The organism is Streptomyces malachitofuscus, assembly GCF_055571035.1.
The window spans coordinates 13,167-26,845 of the sequence record NZ_JBVIGA010000031.1 but is presented as its reverse complement, the minus strand read 5'-3'; the positions used below and the strand labels follow the sequence as shown (position 1 = coordinate 26,845).

The window sequence follows — 13,679 nt, the reverse complement described above, 5'->3', positions numbered from 1 at the left end:
GCGCCCCGCACCCCCACCAGAAAACCCCATCGCGCCAGTCCGAGGACGGACACCCCCGTCCCGGCCCCGCACCACCCACCCACCGTCGGCGCTACGCGCACCCCCACCTGAGGGAAAGCGGCGCCGCAGGCATACGACCCCGCCCCGCGGCCGGCCGCTAACCCAGCGCCGACTTCACCGCATCCGCCAGACGCCCCGCCACCGAGCGGGCCTGGTCGATGTCCGCCGCCTCGACCATGACGCGGACCAGCGGCTCCGTCCCCGAGGGCCGCAGGAGCACCCGCCCCGTCTCCCCCAGCTCGCGCTCCGCCTCACCGACCGCCGCCGACAGTTCCGCCGACGTCTTCACCCGGGACTTGTCCACGTCCGGCACGTTGATGAGCACCTGCGGGAGCCGCTCCATCACCGAGGCCAGGTCCCGCAGCGTACGCCCGGTCCCGGCGACCCGCGCCGCCAGCAGCAGACCGGTCAGCGTGCCGTCACCCGTCGTCGCGTGGTCGAGGATGATGACGTGCCCGGACTGCTCGCCGCCGAGGGCGTAGTCCTTGTCCTTCATCTCCTCCAGCACATACCGGTCGCCGACCGCGGTCTGCACCAGCCGGATCCCCTCCCGCTCCATGGCGAGCTTGAAACCGAGGTTGGACATCACCGTCGCGACCACGGTGTCGGACCGCAGCGCGGACCGCTCCCGCATCGCCAGCGCCAGCACCGCGAGGATCTGGTCGCCGTCGACCTCCTCACCGGTGTGGTCCACGGCCAGGCACCGGTCGGCGTCACCGTCGTGCGCGATACCCAGCGCCGCCCCGTGCTCGACGACCGCGGCCTTCAGCTGGTCGAGGTGCGTCGAGCCGCACCCGTCGTTGATGTTCAGCCCGTCCGGCTCCGCACCGATGGTGACGACCTCGGCCCCGGCCCGCGTGAACGCCTCGGGCGAGACCTTCGCGGCGGCACCGTGTGCCTCGTCGAGGACGATCCGCAGACCGTCCAACCGGTTCGGGAGCACGTCGACGAGGTGGGCGACGTACCTGTCCAGCCCTTCCTCGTAGTCCCGCACGCGGCCGACGCCCGCGCCGGTCGGGCGGTCCCAGGGGGCCCCGGTGCGGTGCTCCTCGTACACGGACTCGATGCGGTCCTCCAGCTCGTCGGCGAGCTTGTGACCGCCGCGGGCGAAGAACTTGATGCCGTTGTCCGGCATGGCGTTGTGGCTGGCGGAGAGCATCACACCGAGGTCGGCGCCGAGCGCGCCGGTGAGGTGGGCCACCGCCGGCGTCGGCAGTACACCGACGCGCAGGACGTCCACGCCCGCGCTCGCGAGGCCCGCGACGACGGCGGCCTCGAGGAACTCCCCGGAGGCGCGCGGATCACGCCCGACCACCGCGGTGGGCCGGTGCCCTTCGAACGTGCCCGCCTCGGCCAGCACGTGCGCCGCGGCGACGGACAGGCCGAGCGCCATCTCCGCCGTCAGGTCCGCGTTGGCGACACCGCGCACGCCGTCCGTGCCGAAGAGTCGTCCCACTTGTCCTCCTGAGGATGCGTCAGTATCGACAGCCGAGCCAGAGCCCCGTCACGAGGGTCCTGCCGAGGCGTTGGACCCGGCCGTACGGCCGACGGTTGTGCCACTGACGAAGCTTGTGATGTGTTCGACGGTCGTCATACGAATGCGGCTCCGCGGCTCCGGACCCACACCGTTCCCGAGCCCGCCCGCCCGCACGCCGCAGCGGCGGCAGCGGGCGCGGGCACGGGCGCGGCGACACCCGACCATTCGATCACATTAGCGTTTGAGCGCCTTGTGCCGTTATACGCCCACGGCAGTGAATAAACGAACGCCCCGGCAGCACTGTGGCGTGCCGCCGGGGCGTTCGGAGTACGCGCGAGCGCCCTGTGCTTAGCGCTTGCTGTACTGCGGGGCCTTGCGGGCCTTCTTCAGACCGGCCTTCTTGCGCTCGACCGCACGGTCGTCGCGCTTGAGGAAGCCGGCCTTCTTCAGCGGGCCGCGGTTGTTGTCGACGTCCGCCTCGTTCAGCGCACGGGCGACACCCAGACGGAGCGCACCGGCCTGACCGGAGACACCGCCACCCGCGATGCGGGCGATGACGTCGTAACGGCCCTCGAGCTCGAGCACCTTGAAGGGCTCGTTGACTTCCTGCTGGTGCACCTTGTTCGGGAAGTAGTCCTCGAGGGTGCGACCGTTGATCTTCCACTTGCCGGAGCCCGGGACGATCCGGACGCGGGCGATGGCGTTCTTGCGGCGGCCCAGGCCGGCGGCCGGCTGGGGCTCACCGAAGCGGGAGGCCATGGACTCCGAGGTGTACTCGCCCTCGACGGGGGCCTCGGACTCGGTGGTGTAGCTGTCGATGTCAAGCTCTTCGAGCGGCTGCTCGGCAGTGGTCTCGGCCACGATTCTCCTCAGATTCTCTTCAGTCTTAGGGGTGGCCGGACTTACTGCGCGACCTGGGTGATCTCGAACGGCACCGGCTGCTGGGCAGCGTGCGGGTGCTGGTCGCCCGAGTAGACCTTCAGCTTCGAGAGCATCTGACGGCCCAGGGTGTTCTTGGGGAGCATGCCCTTGACGGCCTTCTCGATGGCCTTCTCGGGGTTCTTCTCGAGCAGCTCGTCGTAGCGGACGGAGCGCAGACCGCCCGGGTAACCCGAGTGGCGGTACGCCATCTTCTGGGTCCGCTTGTTGCCGGAGAGGTGCACCTTGTCGGCGTTGATGATGATGACGAAGTCACCGGTGTCGACGTGGGGCGCGTAGATGGGCTTGTGCTTGCCGCGCAGGATGGAGGCCGCAGTGGAGGCCAGACGACCCAGGACGACGTCCTGAGCGTCGATGACGTGCCACTGGCGCGTCACATCGCCGGGCTTGGGGCTGTACGTACGCACGGTTCGTAGCCTTCGCTTCTTCAGTGAATGGTCCTGACAAGGTCACCGAAGACGATCACGACAGCCTTGACCGCACCACGGTGACGCAAACCGCGTGCTGGTCGCTGGTCATCGGTCCGGTGGACCGGTGTAAGGGCCCCTCACGTGAGAATGAGCAAGCCACTACACACAACGAACATGCAGAATACCCATGCTCGACCGGACGGGTCAAAACGAGCCCCGCCCTCGTCGGCCTACACCGGCCTTACGGCCGAACGCCGCCCCCTCGGCTCCTCCGGGGGCGCCTCCGCAGCCCCGCCCGCCCCTCGCGCCCCCTCCGCCGCGCGGACACAGTGGTACGCGACCGTCACCGCCAGCACACCCAGTGTGAGGGCGTCCCGGAACGCCCGCCGCTTCCCCGACTCCAGCCACGGCCAGGTGATCCCCGGCAGCTGCGGCACCAGGGCCAGCCAGAACCAGGGCCGCCGGGCCACCGCACCGGCGTACGGCAGGCCGGCGAGCAGCAGCGGAAGGACGACCAGGAGGTAGTGGTTGTAGGAGGGCCGCGAGACGAGGAACGCCGACAGCATCAGCCCCGCCGAGGTCTCCGCCAGCCGCAGCGCCACCGGCCCCGGTCCCCGCCAGCGCCGGTACGCGCACACCACACCCGCCGCCCCCGCCACCAGGGCGAGCGCCGTGGCCGGGCCCTGGGGCACCCCGAGCCGGGGCAGCACGGCCGCCGGCGAGGCCTCGTAGAGCCGCAGGAACGCGTCGTCGCCGGTGAACAGGAAGGGCAGGGTGCGGGTGAGGAAGCCCGTGGGGTCGGGCAGGAACAGCGCGGCGACCACCGAGGTGACCACCGGCACCAGGACCACCAGGGCCAGCGCCGCCCACCGCCGCGCGAAAAGGAACAGCAGCGCCATCGGCAGGAGCAGCGGCTTCAGCGCCACCGCCACCCCGATGACCGCACCCGCCGCGACCCACCGGCCCCGGCTCGCCAGCAGCAGGCACAGCGGCAGTGCCAGCACCGCCGTCACCGTCCAGTTCCCCAGCCGCACCAGCTGTCCGAACGGTGCGAAGCCCGCCGCGAGGGCCAGCAGCCCGAGGGCGGCGAGCCTGCTGCGCAGCGGCACACGGTGCAGCAGCAGCGCACAGGCCCAGCCCAGGGCGAGGGCGACGGTCACCGCCACCGGCACCAGCACGTCGAGCACGGACCGCGGCAGCAGAGCCTGCGGGACGGCGGCCATGACGGCGCTCGGAAAATAGAGGAAGCGCCGATCGTCGTACGGCGATTCCCCGTCCATCCAGGTCCGCGCGGCGTCCACGACGATCCCGTTGTCCATGCCTCCGTCCGAGGTCACCAGCACCGTATGAACCGTCAGCGCCCCGAGCACGGCCACGAGTCCGGCCCACACGGAGCCGCCCGCAGGTCGCACCAACCACCCGGAGATGTCGCTTTTGCCCGTCACCATGCGCGCAACGCTAGGGCCTGCCCGCCCGGTTGAGGCGGACCAGCACACCCCTTGCCCCGTCTAAGATGCGGCCCATGAGCTTTGGGCAGGGGGGACCTCCACAGCAGTGGGATCCCTGGACACCGAATTCCCAGCAGCCGTGGAGCGGCGGCAGTGCCGGCCAGTCACCCGACTGGGCGGCGCTCGCCGACGCGTCGGAGGCCCGCGCCAAGCGGCGCCGGCTGCTCTTCATAGGCGGCGGCGCACTCGCCACCGTCGCGATAGGCACGGCGGTGGCGGTCGCCGTCGTCTCGGCCAACGGCAGCAACCAGGCCTCCCCGGGCACCTCCTCACAGCTTCCCGGGGCCTCCGACCTACCGAGCCCCACGGGCACGGTCCCCTCGTTCGCCCCGACGAGCGCCCCGCCGCCGCTGGACCCGAAGGACTTCATCGCCAGCGCGAAGAAGGACAAGGCCCCGCTGAGCCCCGACATCCTCTTCCCGGGCACACAGCTGACCATGGGCGAGACGGTGTACAAGAAGGGCCCGACGGCCGACACCAAGAACTGCGCCTCGGCCGCGAAGGCCACGCTCCCCAAGGTCCTCACCGCCAACGACTGCACCCGCCTCATCCGGGTCACCTACACCAAGGACAAGGTGGCCGTGACGGTCGGCGTGGCCGTCTTCGACACCGAGGCCCAGGCGACCGAGGCCAAGCAGCAGGCCGACAAGAAGAGCATCATCAAGTCGCTGTCGGGCGGCGGCGTCAAGGACTTCTGCGTCGGCGCGGTGTGCCGCTCGACGACCAACTCCTACGGCCGTTACGCCTACTTCACCCTCGCCGGCTTCACGGACGGCAAGGACGTGACGACGAAGGACAAGGCCGTCTTCTCCACCGGCGACGACCTCCAGGAGTTCACGTTCCGTCAGATCCGCCGCAGAGGCGAGGCCCAGGCATCGGCGGCGGCGAACGAGTAGCGCCGCCGCCGGGACGGAGTCAGCAGCAGCCGGCCGCCGGCAGGGACCGCTTGTTGCGGGCCTCCCTGCTGCGGGCGGCCAGCAGCTCGTCGGCCGGGTAGCCGACCTCCTCCAGGGTCAGACCGTGCGGGCGTACGACATGGACGGCGGAGTCCCGTACGCCCGCCGCGAGGACCTTCCCGGGCCAGTCCGGCGGACGGTGGCCGTCGCCGACGAACAGCAGCGCGCCGATCAGCGAGCGCACCATGTTGTGGCAGAAGGCGTCCGCGCGGACGGTCGCGGTGATGATCCCGTCCGCGCCCCGCTCCAGGCTCAGCTCCTGGAGCGTACGGATGGTCGTCGCGCCCTCGCGCCGCTTGCAGTACGCGGCGAAGTCGTGCTCCCCCAGCAGCCCGCGCGCGGCCTCGTTCATGGCGTCGACGTCGAGCGGCCAGTCGTGCCACAGCACATGGCCGCGCAGCAGCGGGTCCACTCCCCCGGGGTTGTCGGTGACCCGGTAGGCGTAGCGCCGCCAGACCGCGGAGAACCGCGCGTCGAACCCGGCGGGCGCCTCCCTCAGCGCCCACACCCGCACGTCCCTCGGCAGCCGTCCGGCGAGCCGCTTCAGCAGCTTCGGGTGGTGCTCGGCCCACACCTCCCGCGGCAGATCGACGTGCGCGACCTGGCCCCGGGCATGGACACCGGCGTCGGTCCGCCCCGCCACGGTCAGCTCGTACACCGTCCCGCCGGACCGCGTCACGGTCCGCAGCGCGTCCTCGATCTCCCCCTGCACGGTCCGCCGGCCACCGGCCTGCTTGGCCCAGCCGGAGAACTCGGTCCCGTCGTAGGACAGGTCCAGACGCACCCGTACGAACCCTGGCTGCACTTCGTCACTCACACGGAGATCCTCTCACCCGCACGGACACACGAAAGCGGGCCCGCCCCTCGAAAGGGACGGGCCCGCTCAGGCAGAGCCTCAGGCGTCCTTGGACTCGTCGTCCTTGGTCTCCTCGGCCGGGGCCTCGACGGCCTCGTCCTTCTTGAGGGCGTCTTCCTTGACCGCACGCTTCGTCGCGGCCTCGGCCTCGCCGACCGCCGACTGCTGCACGGTCAGCGCCTCGACCAGCTCGATGACGGCCATGGGCGCGTTGTCGCCACGGCGGTTACCGATCTTGGTGATGCGGGTGTAGCCACCGGGACGGTTCTCGTACCGCGGGCCGATCTCGGTGAAGAGCGTGTGGACGATGCTCTTGTCCGTGATGACCTGGAGCACCTGACGGCGGTTGTGAAGGTCGCCCTTCTTCGCCTTGGTGACCAGACGCTCGGCGTACGGACGCAGCTTGCGCGCCTTCGCCTCGGTGGTGGTGATGCGGCCGTGCTCGAAAAGCGCCTTCGCGAGGTTCGCGAGCATCAGCTTCTCGTGCGCGGCGCTGCCGCCCAGACGGGCACCCTTGGTGGGCCTCGGCATGATGAATCTCCTGTGTGTCTGCCCCGGCCGTATCAGGTACCGGGGTCAGTATCCGAGCAGGCGGTCGCCTGTCGGAGATCCGGGGCGCCTTGTCAAGCGCCCCGGAGGGTCCGCGCCCCGTAGGGGCGCGGGGAACTGCGCGACCAGCCGCAACCGGCCCGCAGCCGCAGAACCGGCCTCCTCGCGGAGCGCTCAGTACTGCTCGGTCTCCACGAAGCCGGCATCCGCGTCGTCGTCCGCGCCGAACGCGTCCGCCGCAGCGGTCGGGTCGAACCCGGGAGGCGAGTCCTTGAGCGCCAGGCCCATGCCGGCCAGCTTCGCCTTGACCTCGTCGATGGACTTCGCACCGAAGTTGCGGATGTCCAGCAGGTCCGCCTCGCTGCGCGCCACGAGCTCACCCACGGAGTGGATGCCCTCACGCTTGAGGCAGTTGTACGACCGGACGGTGAGCTCCAGCTCCTCGATCGGCAGCGCCAGATCGGCGGCGAGGGCGGCGTCCGTCGGGGACGGACCCATGTCGATGCCCTCGGCGTCGATGTTGAGCTCACGCGCCAGACCGAACAGCTCGACCAGGGTCTTTCCGGCCGACGCCATGGCGTCACGCGGGCGCATGGCCTGCTTGGTCTCGACGTCGACGATCAGCTTGTCGAAGTCGGTGCGCTGCTCGACACGGGTCGCCTCGACCTTGTAGGTGACCTTGAGGACCGGCGAGTAGATCGAGTCGACCGGAATACGACCGATCTCCTGGCCGACCTGCTTGTTCTGCACAGCCGAAACGTAACCGCGGCCACGCTCGACCGTCAGCTCCATCTCCAGCTTGCCCTTGCCGTTGAGCGTGGCGAGGACGAGGTCGGGGTTGTGCACCTCGACACCGGCCGGGGGCGCGATGTCGGCGGCGGTGACCAGACCCGGGCCCTGCTTGCGCAGGTACATCACGACCGGCTCGTCGTGCTCCGAGGAGACGACCAGCTGCTTGATGTTGAGGATCAGGTCGGTGACGTCCTCCTTGACGCCCGGCACGGTGGTGAACTCGTGCAGGACGCCGTCGATGCGGATGCTGGTGACAGCAGCGCCGGGGATCGACGACAGGAGGGTGCGGCGGAGGGAGTTGCCGAGGGTGTAGCCGAAGCCCGGCTCCAGCGGCTCGATCACGAACCGGGAGCGGAATTCGTCGACGACCTCTTCGGTCAACGAGGGACGCTGAGCGATCAGCATGTGTGGATCAGATCCTTCTTTCGTGGACGCCCGCTATTTGACGTCCGACGGAAACCGCACCCGGTGAAAAGTGCGGGTACTGCAAGGGTACGGGCGATACGGCCCTGGTGAGCCGTACCGCCCGGAACCCGAAGCCGAATGAAGCGGCCGTGCGTCAGACGCGGCGGCGCTTCGGCGGGCGGCAGCCGTGCTGCGACCATGCGGGGGACGACCCCCGCACCCCCAGCAGGGAGCCGACCGACCGAGCCGTTACGTCAGACGCGACGGCGCTTCGGCGGGCGGCAGCCGTTGTGCGGGGTCGGGGTGACGTCCTGGATGGAGCCGACCTCGAGGCCCGTGGCCTGCAGGGAACGGATCGCGGTCTCACGACCGGAGCCCGGGCCCTTGACGAACACGTCGACCTTGCGCATGCCGTGCTCCTGGGCGCGGCGGGCAGCCGACTCGGCGGCCATCTGCGCGGCGAACGGCGTGGACTTCCGGGAACCCTTGAAGCCGACGTGGCCGGCGGAGGCCCAGGAGATCACGTTGCCGGACGGGTCCGTGATCGAGACGATCGTGTTGTTGAACGTGCTCTTGATGTGCGCGTGGCCGTGAGCGACGTTCTTCTTTTCCTTGCGGCGCACCTTCTTGGCAGCGCCCTGACGTCCCTTGGGGGGCATCTCTTAACTCCTACGGGAGGTGGTCGGTCCTACAGCGAAGACCGTGGACAGGCGTCCGCTGCGGACTACTTCTTGCCCGGCTTCTTCTTGCCGGCAATGGCGCGACGCGGGCCCTTGCGGGTACGCGCGTTGGTGCTGGTGCGCTGACCGCGGACGGGCAGACCGCGACGGTGACGCAGACCCTGGTAGGTGCCGATCTCGACCTTGCGGCGGATGTCGGCCTGGATCTCGCGACGGAGGTCACCCTCGGTCTTGATGTTGTTGTCGACGTACTCGCGGATCGCGACGAGCTGCTCCTCGGAGAGGTCGCGAACGCGGGTGTTCGGGTCGACGCCGGTGGCGGCCAGCGTCTGCTGCGAAAGGGTCCGGCCGATGCCGAACACGTAGGTGAGGGCGATCTCCACGCGCTTTTCGCGCGGGATGTCAACACCGGAAACGCGTGCCATTCAATGGCTCCAGTTGATTGTCGGAGGTCTTCCACAGGGCCGGATCCCAGCCGCCGTACCAGGTACGAACTGGGTCCCCGGCCTCCGAGCCGGGGGTGTCGAGCCGTACACGGCTCGGGACCTGCGTATGAACGTGTGCTGCTCGCGTCGCGCGAAGTTCTGCGGAAGGCGCAGAGGGGTGGATCAGTGCTGCGGTCAGCCCTGGCGCTGCTTGTGGCGCGGGTTGTCGCAGATGACCATGACCCGGCCGTGACGGCGGATCACCCTGCACTTGTCGCAGATCTTCTTGACGCTCGGCTTGACCTTCATGGGATGTGAGGTTCTCCGGGTCAGTGCCATCACCCCGGCGGACCGGGGCGCGGGCAAGATCTACTTGTACCGGTAGACGATCCGGCCACGCGTCAGGTCGTACGGAGACAGCTCCACCACGACCCGGTCGTCAGGGAGGATGCGGATGTAGTGCATACGCATCTTGCCGCTGATGTGTGCCAGGACCTGGTGGCCGTTCTGGAGCTCGACCTTGAACATGGCGTTCGGAAGAGACTCGACGACAGTGCCCTCGATCTCGATGGCACCTTGCTTCTTGGCCACGCTTCGCCCTTCGAATCGACTACCTTGATCGACTCCGGCGTGCACCGTGTGAGCACATGCAGACATGCGGGTGCACCAGAGCCGACGAGTCAGTCTACGTCAGCGCACCCGGAAACACGAATCGGGAAAGCCTGCCCCACCGAGCTGATCCTTAACCGAGCGGATCCGGGGCGGCCGTGATCCCCATCTCCGCCAGCTTGGCCTTGCCGCCGTCGGGAGCCGTCAGGACCAGCGGTCCCTGCTCGGTGAGGGCGACGGAGTGCTCCCAGTGCGACGACCAGGTGCCGTCCGTGGTGATCACGGTCCAGTCGTCGGAGAGGACCTCCGTCTTCGGGGTGCCCAGCGAGACCATGGGCTCGATGGCGAGGCAGAAGCCGGGGACCAGCCGGGGGCCCTTGCCCCGCTTGCGCTCGACGTAGTTCAGCAGATGCGGGTCCATGTGCATCTCGGTGCCGATGCCGTGGCCGCCGTAGTCCTCGATGATCCCGTACTTGCCGCCGCCCGGCTTGGGCTGGCGGCGGATGTACGTCTCGATCGCCCGGGAGACGTCGACGAGCCGGTTGCCCTGCTTCATGGCCGCGATGCCGGCCCACATCGACTCCTCGGTCACCCGGGACAGCTCGATCAGCTCCGGGGAGTGGCCGGAGCCGACGAACGCCGTGTAGGCGGCGTCACCGTGCCAGCCGTCGATGATCGCGCCGCAGTCGATGGAGATGACGTCACCGTCCTTGAGGACGACGTCGTCGGAGGGGATGCCGTGGACCACGACCTCGTTCACGGAGGTGCAGATGGTCGCCGGGAAACCGCCGTAGCCGAGGAAGTTCGGCTTGGCGTTGTGCTCGGCGAGCACCTTGCGGGCGACCTGGTCCAGATCCTTCGTCGTGGCCCCGGGCACGGCGGCCTCACGCGTGGCCGCGTGGATGGCGGCGACGACCAGCCCCGCCTCACGCATCTTGGCGATCTGCTCAGGGCTCTTGATCTGCACCATGGGGACGACGGCCTTTCTGGGACCAGAGGGAAGGACGAACGTGTCCAACGATACGGGCACGCTCCACGGCCGACCGCGCCGCCGTCCCCCGCTGCCGACCGCGAGCGCCGGGCTGTGCGATCCGCCCGCCCCGACAGTCCACAGCCGCGGCCCTCCTGCGAAGGACCGCGGCTGCAATCGAAGAACAAGAACTACTGACCGCGCTTCAGCGCCTCCAGCGCCCGTCCGGTGACCTCGTCGACCGGACCCATCGCGGAGATGGTCACGACCAGCCCCTGGGCCCGGTAGTAGTCGATGATCGGCTCGGTCTGCGTGTGGTAGACCTCCAGCCGCGTCCGCACCGTCTCCTCGGAGTCGTCGTCGCGCTGGTACAGCTCACCACCACAGGTGTCGCACACGCCCTCCTGCTTCGGTGGGCTGTACGTCACGTGGAACACGTGCGCCGAGTCCTTGCGGCAGACCCGCCGGCCGGCGATCCGCTTGACGACCTCGTCCTCGGGGGCTTCCAGGTCGAGTACGGCGTCCAGCTTGATGCCCTCGGTCTGCAGCAGCTCGTCCAGCGCCTCGGCCTGCGACACGTTGCGCGGGAAGCCGTCCAGCAGGAAGCCGCCCTCGGCGTCGGGCTGCTCCATGCGGTCCTTGGCCATGGCGATGGTGACCTCGTCGGGGACGAGATTGCCCGCGTCCATGTAGGACTTCGCGAGCTTCCCGAGCTCGGTCTGCCGGCTGATGTTGGCGCGGAACAGGTCACCTGTGGAGATGTGCGGGATGCGCAGTTTCTCGGCAAGGCGGGTGGCCTGCGTACCTTTTCCAGCACCCGGCGGCCCGACGAGGACGATTCGCATCAGCGGAGGAACCCTTCGTAATTGCGCTGCTGGAGCTGGCTCTCGATCTGCCTCACCGTTTCGAGACCCACACCCACGATGATCAGGATGCTGGTCCCGCCGAACGGGAAGTTCTGGTTTGCCCCGAAACCAGCCAACGCCATTGTCGGCACGAGAGAGATCAGGCCCAAGTACAGCGAACCCGGCCAGGTGATCCGGTTGAGTACGAAGCTCAGGTACTCAGCGGTCGGTCGGCCAGCCCGGATGCCCGGGATGAAGCCACCATACTTCTTCATGTTGTCGGCGACTTCCTCGGGGTTGAAGGAGATCGCGACGTAGAAGAAGGCGAAGAAGACGATGAGCAGGAAGTACAGGATGATGTGCGGCGTCGCTCCCGGGTCCGCCAGGTTCTTCTCGACCCAGGTCTTCCAGCCGGCGTTGCCGCTCGAGAACTGGGCGACCAGCGCCGGGATGTAGAGCAGCGACGCGGCGAAGATGACGGGGATCACACCCGCCTGGTTCACCTTGAGCGGGATGTACGTCGACGTACCACCGTAGGACCGGCGGCCGACCATGCGCTTGGCGTACTGCACGGGGATCCGGCGCTGGGCCTGCTCGACGAAGACGACCAGACCGACCATGACGAAGCCCACGAGCATGACGGTGCCGAACTCGATCCAGCCGTCCGCGAGGCTGCCCTGCTCCTTGATGGCCCACAGGGCGGAGGGGAAGGTCGCGGCGATCGAGATGAACATCAGGATCGACATGCCGTTGCCGATGCCGCGGTCGGTGATGAGCTCACCGAGCCACATGACCGCGGCCGTACCGGCGGTCATGGTGATGACCATGGTGATGGTGACGAAGATCGACTGGTCCGGGACGATCTCGCTCGCGACCGGGCAGCCCTGGAACAGCGCGCCGCTGCGGGCGGTGGCCACCAGGCCGGTGCCCTGCAGGATGGCGAGCGCGACGGTGAGGTAACGGGTGTACTGCGTGATCTTCGCCGTACCGGCCTGCCCCTCCTTCTTGAGGGCTTCCAGGCGCGGGATCACCACCGTCAGCAGCTGCAGAATGATGGCCGCGGTGATGTACGGCATGATGCCCAGCGCGAAGATCGTGATCTGGAGCAGCGCGCCGCCGCTGAACATGTTGACCAGACCGAACAGACCCGAATTGGCTTCGGCGTTGTCGATACAGGTCTGGACGTTGCGGTAGTCGACGCCCGGAATGGGAACGTTGGTACCGACGCGGTACACCACGATGATGCCGAGCGTGAAGAGCAGCTTCTTGCGCAGGTCGGGCGTCTTGAACGCCCGGGCGAACGCGGTGAGCACGGTGCCTCCTGCGACCCCCCGCGCAACTGCGTCAAGGGTGACGGTCTTGAGATTCCGACTAAGGACGAATACGTAACGGTCAACTGCCGCCCTGAGTGCCCGCTTGGGGCCCTCGAGGTCAATGGGCAGCGCAGGCCACCTTACCGGCGACCATGCCGCCCTAGGAACGACCAACCGGGGATACCCCAAATGTGGGGTATCCCCGGTCGGGATCGCTCTACGTCATCGAGACACCTGAAGTGATCAGACGAGCTCGGTGACGGTACCGCCGGCGGCGGTGATCTTCTCCTTGGCGGAGCCGGAGACGGCGTCGACCGTCACCTGCAGCGCCACGGAGATCTCGCCCTGGCCCAGGACCTTGACGAGGCTGTTCTTGCGCACGGCGCCCTTGGCGACCAGGTCCTCGACCGTGACCTCCCCGCCCTCGGGGTAGAGGGAGGCGAGCTTGTCCAGGTTGACGACCTGGAACTCGGTCTTGAACGGGTTCTTGAAGCCCTTCAGCTTCGGGAGACGCATGTGGAGCGGCATCTGGCCACCCTCGAAGCGCTCCGGAACCTGGTAGCGGGCCTTGGTGCCCTTGGTACCACGACCGGCCGTCTTACCCTTCGACGCCTCACCACGACCGACACGGGTCTTGGCGGTCTTGGCGCCGGGGGCGGGACGGAGGTTGTGGATCTTGAGCGGGTTCTGCTCCGCCATGATCAGTCGACCTCCTCGACCGTCACGAGGTGGCGGACGGTGTGCACCATGCCGCGGAACTCGGGACGGTCCTCCTTGACGACCTGCGTGTTGATGCCCTTGAGACCAAGGGAGCGCAGGGTGTCACGGTGGTTCTGCTTGCTGCCGATGTAGGACTTGACCTGCGTGATCTTGAGCTGCGCCATG

17 protein-coding genes are annotated in these 13,679 nt (G+C 68.6%); 1 reads left to right on the top strand and 16 read right to left on the bottom strand.

Going from position 1 to position 13,679, the window contains the following annotated elements:
* Window positions 1-157 precede the first annotated feature (157 nt).
* The 4 genes from glmM to ACZ44S_RS33915 form a co-directional block, all read right to left on the bottom strand.
* A complete protein-coding gene (gene glmM, locus ACZ44S_RS33930) occupies window positions 158-1,516 on the bottom strand; it encodes a phosphoglucosamine mutase (RefSeq protein ID WP_466936177.1) in 1,359 nt (452 codons plus the stop codon).
* A 369-nt stretch (window positions 1,517-1,885) separates the two neighbouring features.
* The gene (gene rpsI / locus ACZ44S_RS33925) at window positions 1,886-2,398 is read right to left on the bottom strand and encodes a 30S ribosomal protein S9 (RefSeq protein WP_190166837.1); all 513 of its coding nucleotides are present in this window, start codon (window positions 2,396-2,398) and stop codon (window positions 1,886-1,888) included.
* A 41-nt stretch (window positions 2,399-2,439) separates the two neighbouring features.
* Window positions 2,440-2,883 (bottom strand): 50S ribosomal protein L13, encoded by a 444-nt coding sequence (rplM, locus tag ACZ44S_RS33920; protein ID WP_190166836.1) that lies wholly within the window; start codon window positions 2,881-2,883, stop codon window positions 2,440-2,442.
* A 233-nt stretch (window positions 2,884-3,116) separates the two neighbouring features.
* On the bottom strand, window positions 3,117-4,334 hold the full coding sequence (locus tag ACZ44S_RS33915) for a glycosyltransferase 87 family protein (RefSeq protein ID WP_466936174.1): 1,218 nt from the start codon (window positions 4,332-4,334) through the stop codon (window positions 3,117-3,119).
* A gap of 74 nt (window positions 4,335-4,408) precedes the next feature.
* Between ACZ44S_RS33915 and ACZ44S_RS33910 the strand changes: the two genes are divergently transcribed.
* Complete coding sequence (locus ACZ44S_RS33910) at window positions 4,409-5,290, top strand: hypothetical protein (RefSeq protein WP_466936172.1); 882 nt, start codon at window positions 4,409-4,411, stop codon at window positions 5,288-5,290.
* Between the two features lie 19 nt (window positions 5,291-5,309).
* Here ACZ44S_RS33910 and truA read toward each other — a convergent pair whose 3' ends face one another.
* The 12 genes from truA to rpmD all read right to left on the bottom strand — a co-directional run bounded on the left by truA (window position 5,310) and on the right by rpmD (window position 13,678).
* Window positions 5,310-6,167 (bottom strand): tRNA pseudouridine(38-40) synthase TruA, encoded by an 858-nt coding sequence (gene truA / locus ACZ44S_RS33905; RefSeq protein ID WP_466936169.1) that lies wholly within the window; start codon window positions 6,165-6,167, stop codon window positions 5,310-5,312.
* 78 nt (window positions 6,168-6,245) lie between these two features.
* Window positions 6,246-6,737 (bottom strand): 50S ribosomal protein L17, encoded by a 492-nt coding sequence (gene rplQ, locus ACZ44S_RS33900; RefSeq protein ID WP_125504720.1) that lies wholly within the window; start codon window positions 6,735-6,737, stop codon window positions 6,246-6,248.
* Between the two features lie 192 nt (window positions 6,738-6,929).
* The gene (locus ACZ44S_RS33895) at window positions 6,930-7,952 is read right to left on the bottom strand and encodes a DNA-directed RNA polymerase subunit alpha (protein WP_003966937.1); all 1,023 of its coding nucleotides are present in this window, start codon (window positions 7,950-7,952) and stop codon (window positions 6,930-6,932) included.
* Between the two features lie 254 nt (window positions 7,953-8,206).
* A complete protein-coding gene (rpsK, locus tag ACZ44S_RS33890; protein WP_003956432.1) occupies window positions 8,207-8,611 on the bottom strand; it encodes a 30S ribosomal protein S11 in 405 nt (134 codons plus the stop codon).
* Between the two features lie 65 nt (window positions 8,612-8,676).
* Window positions 8,677-9,057: a 30S ribosomal protein S13 gene (gene rpsM, locus ACZ44S_RS33885; RefSeq protein WP_004984507.1), complete on the bottom strand. Its 381-nt coding sequence runs from the start codon at window positions 9,055-9,057 to the stop codon at window positions 8,677-8,679.
* 195 nt (window positions 9,058-9,252) lie between these two features.
* Window positions 9,253-9,366: a 50S ribosomal protein L36 gene (rpmJ, locus tag ACZ44S_RS33880; RefSeq protein ID WP_003974245.1), complete on the bottom strand. Its 114-nt coding sequence runs from the start codon at window positions 9,364-9,366 to the stop codon at window positions 9,253-9,255.
* A gap of 60 nt (window positions 9,367-9,426) precedes the next feature.
* Window positions 9,427-9,648, bottom strand: coding sequence for a translation initiation factor IF-1 (infA, locus tag ACZ44S_RS33875; protein ID WP_003948620.1), 222 nt, complete (start codon window positions 9,646-9,648; stop codon window positions 9,427-9,429).
* Window positions 9,649-9,799: 151 nt separating this feature from the next.
* Window positions 9,800-10,636, bottom strand: coding sequence for a type I methionyl aminopeptidase (map, locus tag ACZ44S_RS33870; protein WP_190166832.1), 837 nt, complete (start codon window positions 10,634-10,636; stop codon window positions 9,800-9,802).
* Between the two features lie 191 nt (window positions 10,637-10,827).
* The gene (locus tag ACZ44S_RS33865) at window positions 10,828-11,481 is read right to left on the bottom strand and encodes an adenylate kinase (RefSeq protein ID WP_190166831.1); all 654 of its coding nucleotides are present in this window, start codon (window positions 11,479-11,481) and stop codon (window positions 10,828-10,830) included.
* On the bottom strand, window positions 11,481-12,794 hold the full coding sequence (gene secY, locus ACZ44S_RS33860; protein ID WP_466936164.1) for a preprotein translocase subunit SecY: 1,314 nt from the start codon (window positions 12,792-12,794) through the stop codon (window positions 11,481-11,483). The genes ACZ44S_RS33865 and secY overlap by 1 nt, the downstream gene beginning before the upstream one ends.
* 243 nt (window positions 12,795-13,037) lie before the next feature.
* The gene (gene rplO, locus ACZ44S_RS33855; protein WP_004927223.1) at window positions 13,038-13,493 is read right to left on the bottom strand and encodes a 50S ribosomal protein L15; all 456 of its coding nucleotides are present in this window, start codon (window positions 13,491-13,493) and stop codon (window positions 13,038-13,040) included.
* Between the two features lie 2 nt (window positions 13,494-13,495).
* Window positions 13,496-13,678 (bottom strand): 50S ribosomal protein L30, encoded by a 183-nt coding sequence (rpmD, locus tag ACZ44S_RS33850; protein WP_003974250.1) that lies wholly within the window; start codon window positions 13,676-13,678, stop codon window positions 13,496-13,498.
* Window position 13,679: the final 1 nt, after the last annotated feature.